This is a genomic window from Acinetobacter sp. WY4 (assembly GCF_018438165.1).
GTDB lineage: Bacteria > Pseudomonadota > Gammaproteobacteria > Pseudomonadales > Moraxellaceae > Acinetobacter.
Genome location: NZ_CP053947.1, coordinates 435,121 through 457,958, shown reverse-complemented (window position 1 = coordinate 457,958; position 22,838 = coordinate 435,121). Strand labels below are relative to the sequence as shown.

Here is a 22,838-nt window from a genome sequence, read left to right as displayed (position 1 = left end):
TGGGAAATTTCATCGAATGACTAGATTTTATTCTTTAAATTATATTATAGTGGATTTAAAACATAATTTCGTATTATGAAATTAATTGTCATAAATATACAAATTAGAACTCATACAAGGGAATTACGATGAGAAATTATATTGCGCCATTAAAAGACATGAAGTTTGTCCTGAAAGACCTGTTAAACGTTGAACAGAAATATCAGGGCTATGCAAAATTCGCAGACAAGGTTTCTATGGATATTATGGAGCAATATCTGGAAGTCGCTGCGGACTTTTGCCAAAACGAACTTCTACCGATTAATGCGACAGGCGACCAGCAGGGTTGCCGTTTGCAGGATGGCGTCGTAACCACCCCGGATGGGTTTAAAGCAGCTTATGACAAATATGTAGAACTCGGCTTTACCTCATTAACTGGTGACGAAGCATATGGCGGTCAGGGTTTTCCGACTTTATACCGTATTGCCATTTCTGAAATTATCACTGCAACCAACTGGTCTTGGGGCATGTACCCAGGCCTGTCCCATGGTGCGATGCGTACTTTAGAGCATCATGGTAGCGATGAACAGAAACAGAAATTCCTGGTGCCTTTAATAGCCGGTCGCTGGACTGGAACCATGTGCTTGACTGAATCTCATGCGGGTTCTGATCTGGGGCTGATCCGTACCAAAGCAGTGCCAAATGAAGACGGCAGCTATAACATCAGTGGCGAGAAAATCTTTATTTCTGCGGGTGAACATGACTTGGCTGAAAATATCGTGCATATCGTACTGGCACGTTTGCCAGATGCACCTGCGGGAACCAAAGGTATTTCGCTGTTTATTGTGCCGAAATACAATCTGGATGAAGCAGGTAATGTGGCTTCCCGTAATGGTGTGGTGTGTAGCGCCATTGAACACAAGATGGGCATTCATGGCAATGCGACCTGTGTGCTGAATTTTGATAATGCCAAAGGTTTCCTGATTGGGCCTGAAAATCGCGGTCTGAACTGCATGTTTACCTTTATGAACTCGGCACGTATCGGTACAGCTATTCAAGGCTTGGCAGCAGCAGAATCTTCTTATCAGGGGGCATTGGCTTATGCCAAAGACCGTCTGGCGATGCGTTCTCTTGAAGGTGCAAAAGTGCCAGGCCAGCCTGCAGATCCGATTATCGTGCATCCGGCAGTACGTAACATGCTGCTGACTCAAAAGGTGTTTGCAGAAGGTTCACGTGCACTTGCATATTATCTGGCGACCTATGCCGATATCGCTGAAGCCACTGACAGCCCGGAAGAAAAGAAAGCAGCTGAAGACCGTCTAGCATTACTAACCCCTATTGCCAAAGCATTAATGACCGAAACCGGCATAGAAGCGGCTAAACATGGTATGCAGATTTTCGGTGGTCACGGTTATATTGCTGAACATGGCATGGAACAGATTGCCCGTGATGCACGTATTGCCAGCCTCTATGAAGGAACTACTGAAATTCAGTCCATTGACTTGCTGGCGCGTAAAGTGCTGGGCTCAAAATTGGGTTTGCTGACCGCATTAACCGATGAAATTCAGGGCTTTGTAAAAGAGCATCAGCAACATGTCCAGTTCAGCCAGCAAGTTGCACAAGTCAGCCAGTTGACTGAAAAATGGCTGAAATTAACCAGAACCATTCAGGAGCAGGCTCAACAGTCTGCCAATGAAATTGGGGCAGCATCAGTTGACTACCTATATTTCTCTGGTTATGTCGTGTCCGCTTATTTGTGGCTGAAAATGGCAATTACTGCGCAGCAGAAAATTGAAGAAGGCAATACTGATCCGTTCTATGCAGCCAAGATCAAAACTGCACAATTCTTCTTTGCGCGTATTTTGCCAAGAACTTCAACCCACTTTGCCAATATTCAGGCGGGCGGTGAAAGCCTGTTTTTACTTGAACCTGAAGAGTTCAAATTCGATTAAACCTTTTGACCCACGATACTCGTGTCGTGAGTCTTTTTTAATAATTTTTGCATCCTCACCCAATTCAAATATTGAGATTTATTCTCGGATATTGAATAAACCATAAAACAACAAGATCAGGAGTCTATATGGATTTAGACATGATTACTCGACAGTGTCCTTATGCTGATCTGCAGCTTAATTTTCATGAAGTCGGACAGCGTTCTGCATTTCCCACTATTATTCTGATTCATGGCACCGGTGGAAATACCGACAAGCATTTCAGCTATATTTTTCCGATGCTGGGTATTCATCAGCGGGTTTTATCCATTGATTTGCATACCCCCGATAAAGCTGATCTAAAGGTGACCGATTTTAGCCAGCAGGTTGAAGCACTGATTCAGCATGCGGTTGCAGAAGATGAAATCATTACAGTGGTCGGCTATTCACTCGGTGCCGTGATTGCTGCACAAGTGGCTGCAAGTCTTAAACAGCGCGTGGCACGTTTGATTTTGTTAGCCGGTTGGGCAAAAACCAGTTCGGTGCAACAACTACGAACCACCATCTGGCAACAGTTATTTAATGATCAATCTGCAGCATTGCCGCATTTCGTGAATTATTGCCTATATAGCGATGACTATCTGTCAGCTCGTACTGAAAAACAGGTGCTTGATCTGGCACGTTTCGTCAAACCTTCTCAAGATGCAGCCAAACAGCGTGAACTGAATTATCGCATTGATATCACCGCCATTTTGCCGGACATCTCTGCGGAGACTTTGATCGTGGCTTGCCGTGAAGACCGGATGGTGCCTTTAGCGCAAGCAAAATTACTGTTTGCTTCGATTCAGAACAGCCGCTATATCGAAATAGCTTCAGGACATGCAATCCATATTGAAGCGCCAGCGGAAGTGGTGCAACTGATCAACCAGTTTAGCCAGCATCCAGAACAGTATCCGGCGAATCAGAAAATCCAGCCCATGATGCCTTAAAAAAAGGAGAAAAATAATGCAAGCTCAAGGACAGCGCAGCAAGATTTTAATTGTAGGCAGCGGTTTTGGTGGTTTGGGAATGGCAATCCGCCTTAAACAGCAGGGCATCCACGATTTTAAAATCATTGAACGTGCAGCAGAAGTGGGCGGTACTTGGCGTGACAATACCTATCCCGGAGTCGCCTGTGATGTACCTTCCCATTTATATTCTTTCTCGTTTATTAAAAATCCCAACTGGTCGCGTGTCTTTCCACAAGGGGTAGAAATTCAGCGCTATTTAATTCAATGCTGTGATCAGGAAAATATCCGGCCCCATATTAATTTTCATACCCAACTGGAAAAGGCCAGCTGGAATGCACGAGAACGCATCTGGGAAATTCACACCTCTATAGGTCTGTATCAGGCTGAGATTTTAATTACCGCAACCGGGCATCTGGCAGATGAGCATCTCCCGAAAATTCCGGGGCTGGAAGAATTTGAAGGCCAAGTGATGCATTCCGCGCGCTGGAACCACGAGCTGAATCTGGAAAATCAACATGTCGTTGTGGTGGGTTCTGGTGCTTCTGCCATCCAGCTTGTGCCGGAAATTTCCAAAACAGCCAAAAGCCTGACCGTATTGCAACGTAGTGCGCCATATATTTTGCCCCGACCAGACCGAGCTTATTCTGAGTCAGAAAAACAGCTTTTCCGCAAAGATCCGGACAGTATGTCGGCCCTCAGACATTCCTTGTTCTGGGGCAATGAATACAATTTTGCCCAGCGCCGTAATCTGAAAAGCCAGATTGAGCGGGTCAAGAAAAACTGCCTGCAATTCTTAAAACATCAGATTTCAGATCCTGAATTACAGCGCAAACTTACGCCGAATTATGAACCTGGTTGTAAGCGCTTATTGCTTTCTAATGATTATTATCCGACTTTTCTAAAACCAAATGTCACACTTGAAGACTCAGCATTGGCAGAAGTTATGAAAGACGGTGTATTAAGCCAGGCTGGAAATAAATTTTCTGCAGATATCATCGTATTTGCGACAGGATTTGAAGCGGCACGTCCACCCTATGCCGCAAAGGTGGTGGGTAAACAGGGTTTAAGCCTGGAACAGCAATGGTCCAGCGGTATGCAGGGTTATCAGTCAACGACCGTACACAACTTTCCAAACCTGTTCATCCTGAATGGGCCAAATACAGGCAGTGGACATAATTCAGCACTTTATTTTCTGGAAACCCAGTTTGATCTGGTGCTGGATGCCTTGCAGTTTTTTGAGCAGGAACAGATTCAGGTCTTTGAAGCAGATCAAGAAGCTGAAAATAGCTATATGCAGGAGCTACAGCAGCTTTCGCAAGGTAGTGTCTGGTTATCGGAAAGCTGTAAAAGCTGGTATCTGGACCCGGTCAGTCGCAAGCTGACTTTGGTCTGGCCGGATTATGCTCATTCATTTAGGGATAAAAATCAGCATTTTATTCGTAGCGGTTATCACTACCAGTATGTTGAATCGAGACAGCAGAAAGTGGTTTAAAAATATTTGATTAGAATCAAAATTTTATAGTTTAAATAATACAAAATAAATGTAAATCCAGGACAGGAGTATAGTCATGAGCAGTCAGCCATGGATGGAAGAATATAAAAAGTGGAATATCAATCCGGAGTTTACCCGGCCAGATCCTGAGAAAACCCTGAGCACGACAATTGCTGAGAATTTGGTGAAATTTCAGGATAAAACCGCATTTATCTATCTGGATCGCAAATTCAGCTATCAAGATGTCGATATGTATAGTCAGAAACTGGCAAGCTATTTACAGAGTCTTGGACTGACTGCTGGCAGCCGTATTGCAGTGATGTTGCCAAATATTATTCAGTATCCAATTGCGACCTTCGCCATTATTCGTGCCGGTTATGTGCTGGTCAATGTCAATCCCATGTACACCCAGCGCGAGCTCTATCATCAGCTACAGGATTCAGGTGCTAAAGCCTTGATTATCCTGGGACAGACTTTGGAGCAATTAACAGCACTAGATGAATGTCCTCAACTCAAATATGTTATTTCGACGCATCCGCTGGATTTTATTCAAGAGCAGCCAAGTGCTGTTTATAGTCAGGCAGCACAATATCCGGATAAACAGTTTTCTGACTTTAGACAGGCAATAAATCAGGTAAAGATTATTGATTTTGAACCGCCTGTACAACATCAGGAAGATACGGTCATTCTGCAATACACGGGAGGTACCACAGGTGTTTCTAAAGGCGCAGAACTGAGCCATCGCAATATTCTATTTAATATCGCCCAGAACAGTACCGTGTTTATCAGCCATTTTGGTGACCGCTATGCCGCTGAAAATGAATATGTATTCTGTGCCTTGCCGCTGTATCACATTTATGGATTTACCATCTGCCTGTTCAGTTATGGTTTAAGCCGAGGTTTCGCCAATGTCCTGATTCCTAATCCGAGAGATCTGGATGCTTTGGTGGATCAATACCAGAAACATCCACCCACTGTTTTCCCCGGGGTGAATACCATGTTTAATGCCTTGGCGCATCATCCACGTTTTCGTGAACTGGATCATTCAAGCCTGAAAACCACAACCGGTGGAGGGGCATCTATTCTGAAAAATACGGCAGAGTTATGGCATGAGGTCACAGGCTGCCAGATTTATGAAGGCTACGGACTTTCTGAAACCTCACCGACTGCAACTTTTAACCCGCCTTTAAGCCGGCGATTTAGTGGCACGATTGGCTTGCCATTGGCAGGAACTGAAATTCTGATTCTGAATGATGAAGGAAAACCTGTAGAGCTTAATCAGGCTGGAGAAATCGCCATACGTGGTCCACAGGTAATGAAAGGATACTGGCAGCAACCCGAAGCAACAGCACAGGTATTTACCAAAGATGGATTCTTCCTGACAGGTGATATCGGTTGTATGGACGAACAAGGCTATATCACCATTCTGGACCGCAAAAAAGACATGATTCTGGTCTCCGGATTTAATGTTTATCCCAATGAGCTGGAAGGCGTGCTGTCCAAACATCCTAAAATACTGGAATGTGCAGTGATTGGTATTGATGATGAAAAGTCTGGACAGGTACCCAAGGCATTTATTGTGAAACAGGATGAAACTCTGACCCAAGATGAAGTCATGACTTATCTGAAGCAGCAACTGACCAGTTATAAATTGCCCAAATACATTGAGTTTGTGGCTGGATTACCAAAGTCTGCAGTAGGCAAAATTCTGCGTCGCGAGCTGCCTCGTACTGTTCAGCCGAGCGCCAAAGCCTGTTAAGGAATGATCTAGTCCATTAGATTTAAAATAAAAAAGGAATCGAAAGATTCCTTTTTTATTGCTTGCAGGCTTATCGCTGCTGGATGACTTTTTTGCTTTTCAGTTCTTCTATTTCAGCAGAACTTAAATATTGACTCAAAATGGCATCGGTATCTTCACCCAGACAAGGGGGCGCCTTTTTATATTCTACCGGTGTCTTGGAGAGTTTGATCGGTGAACCGATTGAGGTGTAATCTTCACGTAAAGTATGCGGCATCTGAATCACCATATCGCGTGCCAATACCTGTTCTTCTTGCAAAGTCTGTTTCAGGTCATTGATCATTCCTACCGGCACTTTAACCGCATGGATTAAATCCACCCAGGTTTTTGCCGGTCTAGTATAGAAATGAGCCTGTAGAACTGTGGTCAATTCTTCACGATGTGTAACACGTCCAGAATTTTTTAAGAAGCGAGGATCTTCTGCCACCTTAGCCAGACCAACGGCCTGACACAAAGCTTGGAATTGCAGATCGTTACCACAGGCGATAATAAATTCACCTTCCTGGGCTTTAAACACCTGATAGGGCACAATATTGGCATGTGCATTTCCGAAGCGACCGGGGACTTTGCCTGAGGTGAGATAATTCATGGCCAGAACAGAGAGGGAAGCAACCTGGGTATCTAACAGCGCCATATCAATATACTGACCTTCACCGGTTTTCTCACGGGACAACAAAGCCGCCTGAATGGCAATTGCGGCATATAAGCCGGTGGTCAAATCGGCAAAGGCCAGACCTGCTTTTTGCGGGCCACCACCGGGCAGATCGTCACGTTCGCCAGTGACACTCATCATGCCGCCCATTCCCTGAACGATAAAATCATAGCCCGGCTCTTGCGCACGCGGACCGTTCTGGCCAAAACCGGTAATAGAACAATATACCAGTCGCGGATTTAGCTGACTCAGACTTTCATAATCCAGCCCATATCGTTTCAACGAACCGGCTTTATAGTTTTCAATGACTACATCGCTTTGTTCAGCAAGCTTTTTGATAATACTTTGACCTTCAGGTGTAGATAAATCGATTGCAACCGAATGCTTGCCACGGTTGGCTGACAGGTAATAAGCCGATTCATGGGTATCTTGCTGCTGATTGTTTTTAAGCCAAGGTGGTCCCCAGATACGGGTATCATCCCCATGATCCGGTTTTTCAATCTTGATCACTTCTGCACCCAGATCAGCCAGAATCTGGCTACACCAGGGCCCAGCCAAAATCCGGCTTAAATCCAGTACACGAAATCCTGTTAAGGCACCCATTATTACGCTCCCTGTTCGATCATATTCAAATGACATATCGTTCTTATCCCTCTTTTTAAAGCTATATGAAAATGAAAGAACAATCAACTTTATGATAATAAATTTCGTATAACAAAATAAAACATCCAAAATGATGAATATTCATCTTATTTTCTTTAGCCTGATGCAAATATAAGTATGAACGAAGAACAAGAGGTCACTGATAAAAAGGAAAAAGCGATCTCCCAGACAGGATTAAAAAAGGAGTCAATCAAGTGAATTAAAAACGGATTAGCCTTAAAGCATATTCATTAGCGGAATAGCTTTAAATATAAAAGATCATGAAAACCTAAGGATAGGAAAACAGAGATTTAAATATGACGGATTTAGCGAGAGAATTAGAAAAGATTAAACCTACGACCAAACGAACGCAGCAAATTGCTTTTATTTTCGCCTTTCTGGCTTTACTGGTAGATGGCGCGGACATGTTGCTGCTGTCTTTCAGTTTAAATAGCCTGAAAGCAGAGTTTGGTCTCAGTAATCTGCAGGCCGGTACACTAGGCAGTTTTACCTTAGCAGGTATGGCGATTGGTGGCTTTATGGGTGGCTGGGCCTGTGACCGTCTGGGCCGTGTACGTACCGTAGTCATTTCGATTCTGGTATTTTCCATATTGACCGCAGCCTTAGGCTTTGCACAGAACTTTGAACAATTTGCTGTTTTACGCTTTCTTTCTGCCTTTGGCATAGGCTCTTTATATATTGCAGCCAATACGCTCATGGCTGAATATGTTCCAACTGAATATCGCACCACGGTTTTAGGTACCTTACAGGCAGGATGGACCGTCGGTTATATTGTGGCCACTGTACTGGCAGGCTGGATCATTCCAGAATATGGCTGGCGAACCCTGTTTTTTATTGCCATTATTCCCTCGGTTATGGCGATTTTTATCCAGAAACTGGTTCCTGAGCCAGAATCCTGGCAGCGTGCACGTTTGCAGCGTCTATATGCCCCAGCTGAAATCACAGCACAGCAACCCGCCAAAAAAAGCACAGTCAAAGAGATTTTCGCGGATCCTGCGAATCGCAGAATGTTTATTTTGTGGATCTTTACGGCCGGTTTTCTGCAATTTGGCTACTATGGCGTAAACAACTGGATGCCGGCATATCTGGAATCTGAATTGCACATGAATTTTAAATCCATGGCAGGCTATATGATTGGTACCTATGTAGCCATGATTTTCGGAAAAATTCTGGCGGGCTTTGCTGCAGACCGTCTGGGTAGACGCGCTGTCTTTTCGTTTGGAGCAATTGGAACGGCGATTTTCCTGCCCGTGATTGTGCTATTCAATACGCCAGATAACATTGCCTATCTGCTGATTTTCTTTGGATTCCTGTATGGTATTCCATATGCGATTAATGCCACTTATATGACTGAAAGCTTTGCCACTTCGATTCGTGGTACTGCAGTAGGGGGTGCTTATAATGCAGGTCGTATTGGCGCCATGTTTGCACCTGCGATTATTGGCGCGGCAGCCAGCGGTGGTTCAATTGGTCTAGGCTTCCTGATTATGGGCGGTGCTTATTTCTTATGTGGGGCAGTGTCCGGGATATTCATTAAAGACCGTCAATACGATCCACAAAAGGCATAATTTCAACTTCAAAAAAAAGAGCCTGAATACAGGCTCTTTTTTATATTCTTCAATTAAAGCTGTATTTCTATTTGTTTATTCTTGATCTGTTTCTTTATGCAGATGAATACTTTTTAAACCATCATTTACTTTATTGAGCAGATGAATTAGGGTAACCACATCATCAAAAGCCAGCTTATTTAAGGCCTGACCATAAAAATCAAAGAAATCAGCTTGCAAGTTGTCCCATGTTTCCAAGCTGGGATGTAGCCAAAGCAGTGGATCTAATTCATCAGCATCAGGTGAATTTCACCATGGCCTCGACCCCATTCCTGAATGACCTGTCCAATACCGTGGCGGAACAGCATGACAAGGTTGATTCACTAAAAATTTTCCTGTGTGCTGGTGCACCCATTCCGGGGCCATTGGTACAAAAAGCCCGGGAAATTCTGGGCGTTAAAGTCATATCCGCTTGGGGTATGACCGAATGTGGTGCAGTGACGCTGACCCGACCTGAAGATGAGGATGAACACTCTTTCAATACCGATGGCATCGCTTTGCCAGGTGTGGAAATCAAGATCGTGGATAAAAAAGGTCAGACCAAAGCCGTGAATGAATCCGGGCGTTTGATGATCCGCACCTGTTCAAATTTTGGCGGTTATTTAAAACGTCCACATTTGAATGATACGGATGCCGAAGGCTGGTTTGATACTGGCGATATTGCCTATCAGGACGAGCAGGGCTATATCCGGATTTGTGGACGTAAAAAGGATGTAATTATCCGTGGCGGAGAAAATATTCCGGTCGCGGAAATTGAATCACTACTTTATAAGCATCCGAATATTGCAACAGTAGCTTTGGTCGCTTATGCAGATGAGCGAATGGGCGAGCGTGCTTGTGCAATCATCAAGCTGAAAGATCAGACAAAGCCGTTAAGTTTTAATGAGCTGGTAGATTTCCTGAAAACTCATAATCTGGCTATGCAATATCTTCCGGAACGTTTGGAAATCTGGGAGGATATTCCGATGACGCCATCGGGGAAAATCCAGAAATTTAAACTCAGAGAATTACTGGCACAGCATATTGCCTCAACGACAGTTGAAGCGAACTAAATCTGGGAATAAATAGATAAATTAAACCCTGAATAATATTGCCTTATTCAGGGTTTTTCTTTTTCAAAGAAAATGATCTAAAGGTTTAATGCAAACTTTAGAATCACGTCTATTTTAATAATTTTAATAAGACTTCAGCCGTTGCAGCAGAAGAGGCCGGGTTTTGTCCAGTAATGAGCAGACCATCTTGTTGCACGTATACCTGCCAGTCCTCAGCTTTGGAATATTTCCCACCTTTTTCTTTCAGCATGTCTTCAACTAAAAACGGAACGATGTCTGTCAAACCCACGCCGTCTTCTTCAGTGTTACTGAAACCGGTGACTGTTTTGCCTTCTACAATAGAACGGCCTTCGGAATCTTTCACATCACGCAGGACACCCGGAGCATGACAGACCAGCGCAACAGGTTTATCTGCCTGCAAGGTTTGCTCAATTAAAGAAATGGAATTCTGGTCTTTGGCCAGATCCCATAGCGGTCCATGACCACCCGGATAGAACACGGCATCAAAATCCTGATTTAAGACTTCACCCAACTTGTGTGTATTGGCAAGAGCCTGCATGGCCGATGCATCTGCTTCAAAGCGTTTGGTGGTTTCGGTTTGCGCATCCGGCTCATTACTTTTTGGATCTAGCGGTGGCTGACCACCTGCAGGAGAAGCCAAAACTACCTCTGCGCCTGCATCGACAAAGGTGTAATAAGGCGCAGCCAACTCTTCCAGCCAGAAGCCGGTTTTTTTGCCGGTATCGCCAAGCTGGTCATGTGAAGTCAGCACCATCAAGATTTTCATATTATTTTCCTGTATCTCGTTAAACATCGTGAATAATCGACTGTTAATTTAACAAGTCACAGAGGTCAGGAGTGTTGTGATACGTTCATTTGCTGTATCGATACGTTGTTGTTTCAGTTGATTTAACTAAAGTACGTAGCCTTGCAAAGTGAACAGTGTGTTCAATATTCATCTGCCCATTAACAGGTCTTGCTGAAGATCGGCTTGTTTACGCAAGAAATCCCAGACCAGTTTAATTTTTGGTTCATGTTGCAGATCGACCAGTGTTAGCATCCAAAAAGTATGGGTAAAACTGACCTGATCGCCCAAAACCTCTTTGAGTTCGCTTTTATCATTGACCAGAAATTTCGGCAAAATAGCCAGCCCGGCACCTGCACGCACGGCAATTTCCTGCGCCAGAATACTGTTACTGCGAAAACAGGCACTGACCTGTAAGGGAAGACGCTCCAGCGAATATAGTGCAGTGCTATAGACCAGATCATCAATATAATCGACAAAACGGTGCTGTTTGAGGTCTTCCAGTTTTTTAATTTCCGGATTTTGCTGTAAATAATGCTGGCTGCCATACAGTTTTAGGCAGTAATTAGACAAACGAGTAATGATATAGGGTCCAGATTTGGGCCGGTCAATCGCGATCACAATATCGGCTTCTCGATGTGAAAGTTTGATCGCTTTCGGTACCGGAATCAGGTCAATGGTCAGCAAAGGATAATGCTGGGAAAATTCTGCCAAAAGACGGGCTAAAAATGCCGTGCCAAAACCTTCTGGCGCACCAATCCGGACCCGACCTTGCAAGGGATCATGGCGCTTGTCAATCTGGATAAAGGACTGTTCCATCTGTTCCACACGCGGCACCAGTGCCAGACCTTCCGAGGTTAGTTCATAACCGGTGGCTTCGCGCTTAAACAGTTGCGTACCTAAAGTACTTTCCAGGGCCTGAATCCGCCGCGCTACGGTGCTATGTTCAACCCCGATTAAGCGTGCTGCGTTGGTGAGTGTTTTAGCACGCGCCAAAACTAAAAAAAAGCGTAAATGATCCCAATCTACTTTCATTTTTTATTTAACATCCTGTTAAATTCCTGTGCATATTTGCACAACCATCGTGCACCAATTTCTATTGGTGGTCAAAGTGTTCTTTGTTAGTCTGCTGAAACAGCGTAAAAATTATACGTTAAATAAAAGCCAGTAAAGGCAGATACAACGACAATAACAAACCAGCACGGAGCGACCATGAACGCCATTTCTCATCCACAGCAAAGTACCGGATTCACCACCGCAAAACTCCTCATTAATGGTGAATTTGTCGAATCAAGAACCAGCCATTGGCAAGATACTGTTAATCCTGCCACTCAGGAAATCTTGGGCCAAGTGCCTTTTGCTACCGCAGAAGAAGTTAATGCCGCCATTGCTGCTGCACAAAATGCATTTGCCAGCTGGCGCCAGACCCCGATCCAGGCACGTATGCGAATCATGCTGAAACTGCAGGATCTGATTCGTACAAACCTAAAAAGTATCGCCCGAGTCTTAACGGCGGAACAGGGCAAAACCCTGGCCGATGCCGAAGGTGATATCCAGCGCGGCCTAGAAGTGGTGGAGCATGCCTGTTCAGTGGGTTCATTACAAATGGGTGAGTATATTGAGGGTGTGGCACGCGGTGTCGATACCTATACCTTGCAGCAACCACTAGGTGTCTGTGCAGGAATTACACCGTTTAACTTCCCGGCGATGATTCCACTGTGGATGTTCCCGATGGCGATTGTCTGCGGCAATACCTTTGTCTTAAAGCCTTCTGAACAGGATCCACTATCGACCATGATGCTGGTTGAGTTAGCGATTCAGGCAGGTGTGCCGGCAGGCGTACTGAATGTGGTACATGGCGGCAAAGAAGTGGTCGATCTACTGTGTACCCATCGCGATATCAAGGCGATTTCTTTTGTCGGTTCGACTGCAGTCGGCACGCATGTCTATAACCTTGCAGGCCAACACGGCAAGCGTGTGCAGTCGATGATGGGCGCCAAAAACCATGTGGTGGTGATGCCAGATGCGAATAAAGAACAGACCTTAAATGCCTTGGTCGGTGCAGCTTTTGGCGCAGCAGGTCAACGTTGTATGGCACTTTCCGTGGCGGTAATGGTCGGTGAGACCAAGCACTGGGTCGATGAACTGGTCAATAAAACCAAAACCTTAAAGGTGAATGCCGGACATGAACCGAATACCGATGTGGGACCGGTGATTTCAACCCGTGCCAAAGCTCGTGTCATAGATTTGATTAACAGTGGTGTTGAACAGGGCGCAGAACTGTTGCTAGATGGCCGTAATGTACAGGTTCCGGGTTATGAGCAGGGTAATTTTGTCGGTCCAACGATTTTTAACCAGGTCACGACCGAGATGCGCATTTACAAGGAAGAAGTGTTTGGCCCGGTACTGGCGATCATGCATGTCGATACTTTGGAACAGGCGATTGCACTGATTAATGCCAATCCGTTTGGTAATGGCGTTGGACTGTTTACCCAAAATGGCAATACGGCACGTACCTTCCAGAACCAGATTGATATCGGTCAGGTTGGCATTAACATTCCAATTCCTGTACCTGTGCCTTTCTTCAGTTTTACCGGTTCACGCGGTTCAAAATTGGGTGATCTAGGTCCTTATGGCAAACAGGCGGTGCAGTTCTATACCCAGACCAAAACCATTACCAGCCGCTGGTTTGAAGATGACCAGGAAACCACCGGTGTCAATACCACGATCAGTCTGCGTTAAGGAGCATCAGCATGAAGATTGCATTTATTGGTTTAGGCAACATGGGCGGCTCCATGGCGCAAAACTTACTCAAGTCCGGTCATCAGGTTTTTGGTTATGACTTAAGCGCAGTGGCTTTACAGCATTTTGCAGAAGCGGGCGGTATCGTCTGCGACAGTCCACAAGCTGCCGCGAAGCAGGCGGAGATCGTGGTCAGCATGTTGCCCGCAGCCAAGCATGTGCGTGAAGTCTATTTAGGTGAACACGGTATTCTGAAGGTACTTCAATCGGGCAGTTTGTGTATCGACAGCAGCACCATTGATCCGCAAACCATTCAGGAAGTTGCTGTAGCAGCTCAGGTCAAGCAGATTCGCGTCTGTGATGCACCGGTATCCGGCGGTACTTTGGGTGCCAAAGACGGGACCTTGACCTTTATGGTCGGTGCAGATGATGCCACTTTTGAGGCCGTCAAACCGGTTCTCGGCTGTATGGGTAAAAATCTGGTGCATTGTGGTGCGGTGGGAACAGGACAGGTGGCAAAAATCTGTAATAACCTGATTCTGGGAATTTCCATGACTGCGGTGGCTGAAGGGATGGCACTCGGAGCCAAACTGGGCATTGATCCACAGGCCTTGGCTGGCGTGATTAACAGTTCCACTGGACGTTGCTGGAGTTCTGAAATTTATAATCCATGGCCAGATATCTGTGCCAATGCGCCGTCATCGCGGGGTTATACCGACGGTTTTGCCGCACAACTGATGCTCAAAGATTTGGGGCTGGCTGTCGATGCCGCGCAACAGGTGGATCAGCCGGTGGTACTCGGCAGCATGGTACAGAAACTCTATCAACAACTGTGTCAGGAAGGTGATGCCCATCTGGACTTCTCCAGCATCATGCATCAATACACCACGCACGCCACCTGCTTAAAACTTAAAAGATTAGATGGAGCAAGGATTCGCTTCAATAATTACACCCTGTCAGTAATAACGATAAATTCAGGCTGAGGTTTAACATGTTAGATTATCAAACAACGGTTCAAGACTTTGATTTAAACACGGTTGCAAGCCAGTATCTCTCCGGTTCCATGCTGGCAGTAAATGCCTGTTATGAATGCTGTGACCGTCATGCCGATTCCGATGCCATTGCCTTATACTGGCATGGTAAAGATGGCAGAAAAGAACAATATAGTTTTGCCGAACTCAAAAAATATTCCAGCCAGTTTGCCAACTTTTTAAGGTCTCAAGGCATTGGTAAAGGCGACCGCGTTTCCGGATTATTACCACGTACTCCCGAGTTGATCATTACTATTTTGGCAACCTGGCGGATTGGTGCTGTCTATCAACCCTTATTTACGGCCTTTGGTCCCAAAGCCATCGAGCATCGTATTCAGCTGGCGCAAAGCAAGCTGGTGGTGACTGATCTGGCGAATCGGGACAAATTATCCGAGATCAGCAACTGTCCACCGATTGTGACGGTACATGCCGAAACTGAGGCAGAGCGCTATCCGCACGACCTCAGCTTCTGGACGGTATTAAACCGTCAGGCTGAAGCTTGTGAGCTGGAAATCCTGAATGTCGATGATCCATTTTTATTGATGTTTACCTCCGGTACTACTGGACCAGCGAAACCTCTTAAAGTCCCTTTAAAAGCGCTGATTGCTTTTGCAAGCTATATGCAAAATGCGATTGGTCTAACTCCTGAAGATGCTTTCTGGAATATTGCGGATCCCGGCTGGGCCTACGGTTTGTACTACGGTATTACCGGTCCCTTAATGCTTGGACACTCGACCCTGTTTTATGAAGGCACTTTCAGTGCGGAAAGTGTCTGCGAAATTGTCAAGGAATATGGCATTACCAATCTGGCTGGTGCACCGACTGCTTATCGCATGATGATGGCGGCCGATCCTGCTCAAATGGCAAAACTACGCGGTAAGTTACGTGTTGTCAGCAGTGCGGGAGAACCGTTAAATCCGGAAGTGATCCGCTGGTTTAAAGAGGTGCTAGATGTGCCGATTTATGACCATTATGGCCAGACCGAAGTCGGGATGGTGGTGTGTAATCATCATGCTTTGGAACATCCGGTCCGTTCAGGTTCGGCAGGCTTTGCCAGCCCGGGTTACCGAATTGCCGTTGTCGATGAACAGGGGCATGAATTAGCAGCTGACGTCCCGGGAATCTTAGCGGTTGATATCAGCCAATCTCCGATGATGTGGTTCTCTGGCTATGAAGAAAGCCGTAAATCTCCCTTTGTCGGCCACTACTATTTAACCGGAGATACCGCGGAAATTCATGCCGATGGCAGTATGAGTTTTGTGGGACGTAGTGATGATGTCATTACTACCTCGGGCTATCGGGTGGGGCCGTTTGATGTGGAAAGTGCCTTGCTGGAACACGATGCCGTGATTGAAGCAGCAGTCATTGGCGTGCCTGATCCTGAGCGTACCGAAGTGATTAAAGCCTTTGTGATTCTGGCGAATAATTTTGCAGCTTCGGCCCATCTGGAAGAAGAGCTGGGTCAATTTGTGAAAAAGCGGTTATCTGCGCATGCCTATCCACGCCTGATTGAATTTGTGACTGAATTGCCGAAAACCCCAAGCGGTAAAATTCAACGCTTTTTACTGCGCAATCAGGAAATCAACAAGCAGCAAGCCAAGACCGCATAACAGCTAAAGCCAACAGATTGAATAAGAAGATTAAATAAAGAGATTGAAGGAAGAATCCATGCAATTAACGGAAGAACAACAACTGATTCAGGACATGGCAAAAAGCTTCGCCCAGGAACAGATTAAACCCTTTGCCGGCGAGTGGGATCAAAAAGGCATCTTTCCTAAACAGGCCTTAGCCCAAATGGGAGAGCTGGGTTTTTTAGGCATGCTGATTCCGGAAGAATGGGGCGGCTCGGGCACAGGTACGCTGGCTTATGTTCTGGCCTTAGAAGAAGTCGCTGCGGCCGATGGTGCAACATCTGCGATTATGAGCGTACATAACTCTGTAGGGTGTGTGCCGATTTTCAAGTTCGGGACGGAACAGCAAAAGCAGGATTTTCTAAAGCCTTTGGCTCAAGGTGAAATGATTGGTGCCTTTGCCTTAACCGAACCGCATACCGGATCGGATGCTGCCGCGATTAAAACCCGGGCGGTCAAGGACGGCGATCATTACATTCTGAATGGCGCGAAACAGTTTATTACTTCTGGCCACAATGCCGGGATGATTATTGTGTTTGCCGTGACTGATCCAGGCGCGGGCAAAAAAGGCATGAGTGCATTTTTAGTGCCGCGCGACACACCTGGCTATGAAGTGATTCGGGTGGAAGAAAAACTCGGCCTGCATGCTTCGGATACCTGTCAGATTGCCTTAACCGATGTCCGCATTCATGAAAGTTTAAGACTCGGTGCCGAAGGCGAAGGTTTAAAAATCGCCTTGGCCAATCTGGAAGGCGGGCGGATCGGTATTGCCGCACAGGCGGTTGGCTTGGCACGTGCCGCATTGGAAGAAGCCACTGTTTATGCGCACGACCGCGTGGCTTTTGGCAAACCTATTTTTGAACAGCAGGCGATTTCTTTCAGGTTGGCCAGTATGGCGACTGAAATTGAAGCGGCACGGCAACTGGTACATTTTGCAGCACGCAAAAAAGAAGCCGGTGAAGCCTGTTTAACCGAAGCCTCCATGGCCAAGCTATTTGCTTCAGAAATGGCAGAACGTGTCTGCTCCAAAGCGCTGCAGATTTTTGGCGGCTACGGTTATCTCAAAGATTTCCCGATTGAGCGGATTTATCGGGATGCGCGGATTTGTCAGATTTATGAAGGCACCAGCGATATTCAGCGCTTGGTGATTGCACGCAGCCTCTAATTTTAAAAGGATTTATCTCATGCAATGGCAAACGATTTTACTCGAACAGCGTAACGGGGTCGGCCTAATTACTTTAAACCGCCCACAAGCGTTAAATGCACTGAATAACCAGCTGATTGTTGAAGTCAATCAGGCACTGGATCAGCTGGAAAAAGATCCGGCAATTGGCTGTATTGTGATTACCGGTTCGGAAAAAGCCTTTGCCGCTGGTGCCGATATTAAAGAAATGGCAGATCTGAATTTTCCGCAAATTTATCTGGATGATTTTTTCAGTCTGGCCGATCGAATTGCGCAGCGTCGTAAACCTTTAATTGCCGCAGTGAGTGGTTATGCTTTGGGTGGTGGTTGCGAACTGGCTTTAATGTGCGACTTTATTTACTGCGCTGATAATGCAAAATTTGGTTTGCCCGAAGTTACCTTAGGCGTGTTGCCCGGCATTGGCGGGACCCAGCGTTTAACCTTGGCGATTGGTAAGGCCAAAGCCATGGAAATGTGCCTGACTGCACGGCAGATGGGGGCGCAGGAAGCGGAACAAAGTGGTTTGGTCGCTCGGGTTTTTGCCAAGGAAGAATTGCTGGAACAAACCCTGCAAGCTGCCGAGAAAATTGCTGAAAAATCGCTTACTGCCGTGATGATGATTAAAGAATCAATTAATCGGGCCTTTGAAGTGAGCCTGGCTGAAGGCCTGCGCTTTGAACGCCGGGTATTCCATTCCATTTTTGCCGGTTCCGATCAAAAGGAAGGCATGCAGGCCTTTGTGGAAAAACGCCCAGCCAAATTTACCCATCAATAAAACAAAAATAGGAAAATAAAATGAGTGATGAAAATAATTTAGCGATACGGGTCGCAGGAAGTCTGGGCATTATCAGCCTGGACCGCACCAGCCATTTAAATGCCTTAACCCTGGCGATGATTCAGGGCATTCAGGCGCAACTCGATCAGTGGCTGCATGAACCACAAGTACAAGCGGTTCTGATCAATTCCAACAGTCCCAAGGCGTTCTGTGCCGGAGGAGATATCCGCTATCTGTATGACAGCTATCAGGCCGGCAATACCCAATATCAGGATTTTTTTGCCACTGAATATAAGATGCTGAGCACCTTGCGTAATTTTCCAAAGGCCGTGATCGTGATGATGGATGGCTATGTACTGGGCGGAGGCTTTGGATTGGCTCAAGCCTGTCATATCAAAGTTACGAGTGAAAAATCACGTTTTGCCATGCCAGAAACTGCGATTGGTTTTTTCCCAGATGTTGGAGCCACCCATTTTTTGTCCCGGCTGGATGAAGTTGGTGTCTATATGGCATTAACCGGTGAGCAGATCAGTAGCAGTGATGCCTTGTATCTGGACCTGGTCGATTATCATATGCCGAGTGAGCGTTTTGCTGAACTAGAAGCAACATTGATTGCAGCTCCGGTATTAAACCCGATTGAGATCCAAAAGATTATTAGTTCCTATATTACTCATCCAGTAGAAAGCGAGCTGCAAAAACGTGCAGATCTGATTAATCAGCATTTTGGCTATCAACACCTTGAGGAAATTGAACAGAGTCTTGCTCATACAAGTAACGCAACTGATCAGGAATGGGCCAATAAAATGCGGACCATTTTGCAGCAACGTCCGGTTATGGCCAAGCAAACCAGCCTGAAGTTACAGCAAGCCGGACAGAATTTGTCGCTAGAAAAATGTATGCAACTGGAACGGGACTTGCAGGATGTCTGGTTAGAGCAGGGCGACTTTATTGAAGGGGTTCGTGCGCTGATTATTGATAAAGACAAAAATCCGCAGTGGCGAACCGAGAATGCAGAATTTGAACAAACACTGGAAAAGCTCTGGCCAGCATGGACTCAGCAGCGTATCGAAAATATTACTTAAAGCTGATGCTAAAAGACCCTCTATAATTTAATTATAGAGGGTCTTTGTATCTGTCCCATACTTTCATCGACATGAATTCTATTTAGTGGGACGTTTTCTTTTTCTTGCCGCCACCATCTTGTTTGTTGACCGTTGACCAGGCAATACGTTCGGCTTCTTCCTCAGAACGACCACGTTCTTTTTCGCTTTCTTCAATATGTTTGGCCTGCCGTTTCTGCTTATCGGTATAAGCTGATTTGTCACCTCTAGGCATCTTAATATACTCATCAGGTTTGGCTGAAATTACTATAACAAGAGCTTATTTTTACAAGGGTAAGTATTTGTTGGAATCATTTTATAAAAACCTAATTTTTTAAAATATGAAAATCTAAAGATTAAATAGATGAAGATAACGGTCAGCTAGAACCGCTATCTTCTGTGCCAGATTAGCCATTAATAATACTGCCGCCATTCACATGAATCACCTGACCTGAAATATAGCTGGCTTCTTCACTGGCCAGAAATAAATACGCCGGTGCTACTTCACTTGGCTGGCCCATGCGGCCCATTGGGGTACTTTTACCAAAATCTTTAAGCTGTTCTTCATCAAAACTGCTCGGAATGAGTGGTGTCCAGATTGGCCCTGGCGCGACACCATTGACACGAATGCCGGTTTTATTTTTCAATAAATTGGTGGAAAGGCTTCGGGTAAATGTCGTGATGGCACCTTTCGTGCTGGCATAGTCAATCAGCTGATCATGTCCATGATAACTGGTAATACTGGTGGTATTGATAATGCTGTCACCTTCTTGCATATGCGGAATTACCGCCTGAGTCAGGTGGAACATCGACAGAATATTCACACTAAATGTTTTAAGTAATTGCTCGGGCGAGATATCGCTAATACTTTCTTGCGGATACTGAACCCCGGAATTATTGACCAGAATATTAATCGTTTTAAATTCCTGAAGGGTCTGTTCCACCATTTTCTTGATTTCATCTTGATCCTGTAAATCACATTGAATCAGCAGGCAACGTCGGCCTTCATCTTCCACCATTTTTTTGGTGTCCCGTGCATCCTGATCTTCATCCAGATAGCAAATAGCGATATCTGCACCTTCGCGGGCAAATAAGACCGATACAGAGCGGCCAATTCCGCTATCACCACCAGTAATCAAGGCAACTTTGCCTTTTAATTTTTCACTGCCTTTATAATGCGGTTTAATAATTTCCGGTGCAGGGTCCATTTGGGTTTGCACGCCAGGTTGATGGTCTTGGGTTTCAGTTGAAGCTGGGGTTTCAGGATAATGATTCATATCTTTTCCAATTCCAATGATTGTGGCCATATAAGAAAAAATATATTAGAAGCTTTTGGGCAAAATGAGGCTGGACTCAACATTTCATAACAGAATGTATTCGAGATTTATCAATTATTCATTGAAACGGATCAGGTTGACCAATCAGAACAGAAAAAGCTAATGGAACAGCTTCTGGCTACACTTAAATAGTTAAGGTGGTCTTGAAAGGTGAAATTTGATTAGGAAAGGTAAAGTATCAACGGAGATTTAAAATCTAGACATACATACGCCTTTTTTGCCGAACTCATATATAAAATAAATGGAGAGTTTGTTAACTCTCCATTTATTCATTCTGATGTATTTAAAAAATTTCTATAGAAATAAATTAAAGATTATCACTTAAATTAATTCTGGCCTGTGCTGCCTTTTCCTTTTTGGCTGAGGCTTTACCCCAGTTAAACTTTTGTGCACAGATGCCTAAGCCCACAATAAATAATGCAAGCACACTGGTATAAACCACTTCTTTAAAATAGGTTCCTTCAATAATCATGGTAATTAAAGCACCGACAATAAAGATAATGACCAGATAAGTGAGCCATGGGAATAACCACATCTTGAATGGAATATTTTGTCCTTCAGCTTCCATTTTTTTACGTAACTTAAGCTGAGAAATCGCAATGGCCAGATAGACATATAAAGATACTGTACCCGTCGCTAACATCAAGACATCATAAATATTCATACTTTCGGTGGCAGTCAGATAGATCGCCACGAAAGAAAACAGGCTTGAAAAGATGACACCTACCCATGGGCTGTTATTGCGGTTGGTTAAACCAAAACTCTTTGGGGCATCTCCACGTTTCGAGAGGGAATAGACCATGCGTGAACAGGTATAAAGTGCGGAGTTAAAGCAGCTACATACCGAGGTGAGCACGACAAAGTTAACAATATGGCGCGCTTCCGGAATACCGAGTGCGGTAAGAGCCACGCTATACGTACCCCAAGTCGGATCTTTCAATAAAGGATTATTGTGTGGAATCAGGCAAACTGTGATCAACATTGAACCGACATAGAATAAAATGATACGCCATACAATTGAATTAGCGGCCTTACGAATTTCCTTGGCGGGATCTTTGGTTTCAGCTGCTGCTACGGTGACAATCTCTGCGCCCATATAAGCAAACATTACACCCAATAAGGCTGTGATGACGGATGAAAAGCCATTTGGCATAAAGCCTTGAGCGGTTAGATGAGTCGTACCGCCGAGCATAGAGGCATCACCCCAAGGCCAAAGGTGCATCACGGCCAGACTGCCAAATACCAAGAACAGTACAATGGCAATAACTTTAATCAGGGCAAACCAGAACTCGAATTCACCAAAGTTTTTTACGTCACGGAGATTGATCCAGACCAGCGCTACAGTGACCAGAAGCATATAGCCCCAGATCGGGATAAATGGAAACCAGCTATTTAGGATTTTCCCGGCAACAAAGGCTTCCCAGCCCATGAGCAACGTCCAGAAAGACCAGTATAACCAGCCGATAGAAAATCCAGCCCAGCGCCCGATTCCTCGGTCCGCATAGGTTGAAAATGAACCGCTGTCGGGATTCAATATTGCCATTTCTCCCAGCATACGCATAATGAGTAAAACTAATAGTCCACCTAGAGTATAAGCAATGAGTGCAGCCGGCCCTGCAGAATAGATGACATTACCGGAGCCGACAAAGAGTGCTCCACCAATGACACCGGCAATTGAAATCATGGTGAGATGGCGTGATTTAAGTCCGTTTTTTAAGCCGTTTGATGATTCGGAATTGGAGAAATGTTGATGTTCTGCCATATAATTTCCCTTAATATCAATAGCGTAGCGGCAATAAAATTCCTTATTTGGCTTACGCTATCTTATCCTTTGAAACTGTAACCGAATTCATCAGTGCTTGACCAATATTAAGTTAATCTTAATAAAATGAATCCTTGTAGCCCTATAGACAGGATCACACTTTGATTAAAGTACGGTTACATGCTGTTCATGTATGCAGTTAATTTCTCTTTTTTGTTGTAAAGTGACGAGAGCCATTTTTGAGCAATTCAAAGGAGCCAATTGGCTTAAGAGATAAAAAATATAAGC

At 45.1% G+C, this 22,838-nt stretch carries 16 protein-coding genes and 3 pseudogenes; 12 read left to right on the top strand and 7 right to left on the bottom strand.

The genetic code is table 11. The annotated features are described in order from the left end of the window. The first annotated feature begins 128 nt into the window (after window positions 1–128). The 4 genes from G4D73_RS02150 (at window position 129) to G4D73_RS02135 (ending at window position 6,171) form a co-directional block, all read left to right on the top strand. A complete protein-coding gene (locus G4D73_RS02150; RefSeq protein ID WP_213687270.1) occupies window positions 129–1,931 on the top strand; it encodes an acyl-CoA dehydrogenase C-terminal domain-containing protein in 1,803 nt (600 codons plus the stop codon). Window positions 1,932–2,059: 128 nt separating this feature from the next. After that, the gene (locus tag G4D73_RS02145; protein WP_213687269.1) at window positions 2,060–2,899 is read left to right on the top strand and encodes an alpha/beta fold hydrolase; all 840 of its coding nucleotides are present in this window, start codon (window positions 2,060–2,062) and stop codon (window positions 2,897–2,899) included. Between the two features lie 16 nt (window positions 2,900–2,915). Beyond that, a complete protein-coding gene (locus tag G4D73_RS02140; protein ID WP_213687268.1) occupies window positions 2,916–4,412 on the top strand; it encodes a flavin-containing monooxygenase in 1,497 nt (498 codons plus the stop codon). 76 nt (window positions 4,413–4,488) lie between these two features. Further along, entirely contained in the window at window positions 4,489–6,171 is a 1,683-nt protein-coding gene (locus G4D73_RS02135) for an AMP-binding protein (protein WP_213687267.1), read from the top strand. 70 nt (window positions 6,172–6,241) lie between these two features. Here the strand turns inward: G4D73_RS02135 and G4D73_RS02130 are convergent, their stop codons facing one another. Continuing rightward, entirely contained in the window at window positions 6,242–7,465 is a 1,224-nt protein-coding gene (locus G4D73_RS02130; protein ID WP_213687266.1) for a CaiB/BaiF CoA transferase family protein, read from the bottom strand. Window positions 7,466–7,821: 356 nt separating this feature from the next. Between G4D73_RS02130 and G4D73_RS02125 the strand changes: the two genes are divergently transcribed. Further along, a complete protein-coding gene (locus G4D73_RS02125; RefSeq protein ID WP_004730944.1) occupies window positions 7,822–9,093 on the top strand; it encodes an MFS transporter in 1,272 nt (423 codons plus the stop codon). Between the two features lie 75 nt (window positions 9,094–9,168). Here the strand turns inward: G4D73_RS02125 and G4D73_RS02120 are convergent. After that, window positions 9,169–9,330, bottom strand: a pseudogene (locus G4D73_RS02120) (MarR family transcriptional regulator); the annotation flags it as partial. Between the two features lie 2 nt (window positions 9,331–9,332). Between G4D73_RS02120 and G4D73_RS02115 the strand changes: the two are divergent. After that, window positions 9,333–10,184 (top strand): annotated as a pseudogene (locus G4D73_RS02115) (AMP-binding protein); the annotation flags it as partial. A gap of 109 nt (window positions 10,185–10,293) precedes the next feature. Here the strand turns inward: G4D73_RS02115 and G4D73_RS02110 are convergent. Together G4D73_RS02110 and G4D73_RS02105 are read right to left on the bottom strand one after the other, a co-directional pair. After that, the gene (locus G4D73_RS02110) at window positions 10,294–10,971 is read right to left on the bottom strand and encodes a type 1 glutamine amidotransferase domain-containing protein (protein ID WP_004730940.1); all 678 of its coding nucleotides are present in this window, start codon (window positions 10,969–10,971) and stop codon (window positions 10,294–10,296) included. Window positions 10,972–11,139: 168 nt separating this feature from the next. Beyond that, a complete protein-coding gene (locus tag G4D73_RS02105) occupies window positions 11,140–12,024 on the bottom strand; it encodes a LysR family transcriptional regulator (RefSeq protein WP_213687265.1) in 885 nt (294 codons plus the stop codon). Window positions 12,025–12,201: 177 nt separating this feature from the next. On the opposite strand from G4D73_RS02105, the gene G4D73_RS02100 reads away from it, so the two are divergent. The 6 genes and pseudogenes from G4D73_RS02100 to G4D73_RS02075 all read left to right on the top strand — a co-directional run bounded on the left by G4D73_RS02100 (window position 12,202) and on the right by G4D73_RS02075 (window position 19,433). Continuing rightward, window positions 12,202–13,731, top strand: a complete 1,530-nt coding sequence (locus G4D73_RS02100) for a CoA-acylating methylmalonate-semialdehyde dehydrogenase (RefSeq protein WP_213687264.1) — start codon at window positions 12,202–12,204, stop codon at window positions 13,729–13,731. An 11-nt stretch (window positions 13,732–13,742) separates the two neighbouring features. Beyond that, a pseudogene (mmsB, locus tag G4D73_RS02095) lies at window positions 13,743–14,615 on the top strand (3-hydroxyisobutyrate dehydrogenase); the annotation flags it as partial. Between the two features lie 107 nt (window positions 14,616–14,722). Further along, the gene (locus tag G4D73_RS02090) at window positions 14,723–16,372 is read left to right on the top strand and encodes an AMP-binding protein (protein ID WP_213687263.1); all 1,650 of its coding nucleotides are present in this window, start codon (window positions 14,723–14,725) and stop codon (window positions 16,370–16,372) included. A gap of 58 nt (window positions 16,373–16,430) precedes the next feature. Beyond that, window positions 16,431–17,558, top strand: coding sequence for an acyl-CoA dehydrogenase family protein (locus tag G4D73_RS02085; protein ID WP_213687262.1), 1,128 nt, complete (start codon window positions 16,431–16,433; stop codon window positions 17,556–17,558). 19 nt (window positions 17,559–17,577) lie between these two features. Then, entirely contained in the window at window positions 17,578–18,351 is a 774-nt protein-coding gene (locus G4D73_RS02080) for an enoyl-CoA hydratase (protein ID WP_004646938.1), read from the top strand. 20 nt (window positions 18,352–18,371) lie between these two features. Further along, on the top strand, window positions 18,372–19,433 hold the full coding sequence (locus tag G4D73_RS02075) for an enoyl-CoA hydratase/isomerase family protein (protein WP_213687261.1): 1,062 nt from the start codon (window positions 18,372–18,374) through the stop codon (window positions 19,431–19,433). Window positions 19,434–19,515: 82 nt separating this feature from the next. Here G4D73_RS02075 and G4D73_RS02070 read toward each other — a convergent pair whose 3' ends face one another. The 3 genes from G4D73_RS02070 to G4D73_RS02060 form a co-directional block, all read right to left on the bottom strand. Further along, the gene (locus tag G4D73_RS02070) at window positions 19,516–19,686 is read right to left on the bottom strand and encodes a hypothetical protein (protein WP_213687260.1); all 171 of its coding nucleotides are present in this window, start codon (window positions 19,684–19,686) and stop codon (window positions 19,516–19,518) included. Between the two features lie 172 nt (window positions 19,687–19,858). Beyond that, a complete protein-coding gene (locus G4D73_RS02065) occupies window positions 19,859–20,728 on the bottom strand; it encodes an SDR family oxidoreductase (protein WP_213687259.1) in 870 nt (289 codons plus the stop codon). Window positions 20,729–21,095: 367 nt separating this feature from the next. Continuing rightward, window positions 21,096–22,550: an amino acid permease gene (locus G4D73_RS02060; protein WP_213687258.1), complete on the bottom strand. Its 1,455-nt coding sequence runs from the start codon at window positions 22,548–22,550 to the stop codon at window positions 21,096–21,098. Between the last annotated feature and the right edge of the window lie 288 nt (window positions 22,551–22,838).

Bases quoted from the DNA above. Each gene is read 5' to 3' on its own strand.
- G4D73_RS02150 (WP_213687270.1), top strand. From the start codon at position 129: ATGAGAAATTATATTGCGCCATTAAAAGACATGAAGTTTGTCCTGAAA.
- G4D73_RS02145 (WP_213687269.1), top strand. From the start codon at position 2,060: ATGGATTTAGACATGATTACTCGACAGTGTCCTTATGCTGATCTGCAG.
- G4D73_RS02140 (WP_213687268.1), top strand. From the start codon at position 2,916: ATGCAAGCTCAAGGACAGCGCAGCAAGATTTTAATTGTAGGCAGCGGT.
- G4D73_RS02135 (WP_213687267.1), top strand. From the start codon at position 4,489: ATGAGCAGTCAGCCATGGATGGAAGAATATAAAAAGTGGAATATCAAT.
- G4D73_RS02130 (WP_213687266.1), bottom strand. From the start codon at position 7,465: ATGGGTGCCTTAACAGGATTTCGTGTACTGGATTTAAGCCGGATTTTG.
- G4D73_RS02125 (WP_004730944.1), top strand. From the start codon at position 7,822: ATGACGGATTTAGCGAGAGAATTAGAAAAGATTAAACCTACGACCAAA.
- G4D73_RS02110 (WP_004730940.1), bottom strand. From the start codon at position 10,971: ATGAAAATCTTGATGGTGCTGACTTCACATGACCAGCTTGGCGATACC.
- G4D73_RS02105 (WP_213687265.1), bottom strand. From the start codon at position 12,024: ATGAAAGTAGATTGGGATCATTTACGCTTTTTTTTAGTTTTGGCGCGT.
- G4D73_RS02100 (WP_213687264.1), top strand. From the start codon at position 12,202: ATGAACGCCATTTCTCATCCACAGCAAAGTACCGGATTCACCACCGCA.
- G4D73_RS02090 (WP_213687263.1), top strand. From the start codon at position 14,723: ATGTTAGATTATCAAACAACGGTTCAAGACTTTGATTTAAACACGGTT.
- G4D73_RS02085 (WP_213687262.1), top strand. From the start codon at position 16,431: ATGCAATTAACGGAAGAACAACAACTGATTCAGGACATGGCAAAAAGC.
- G4D73_RS02080 (WP_004646938.1), top strand. From the start codon at position 17,578: ATGCAATGGCAAACGATTTTACTCGAACAGCGTAACGGGGTCGGCCTA.
- G4D73_RS02075 (WP_213687261.1), top strand. From the start codon at position 18,372: ATGAGTGATGAAAATAATTTAGCGATACGGGTCGCAGGAAGTCTGGGC.
- G4D73_RS02070 (WP_213687260.1), bottom strand. From the start codon at position 19,686: ATGCCTAGAGGTGACAAATCAGCTTATACCGATAAGCAGAAACGGCAG.
- G4D73_RS02065 (WP_213687259.1), bottom strand. From the start codon at position 20,728: ATGAATCATTATCCTGAAACCCCAGCTTCAACTGAAACCCAAGACCAT.
- G4D73_RS02060 (WP_213687258.1), bottom strand. From the start codon at position 22,550: ATGGCAGAACATCAACATTTCTCCAATTCCGAATCATCAAACGGCTTA.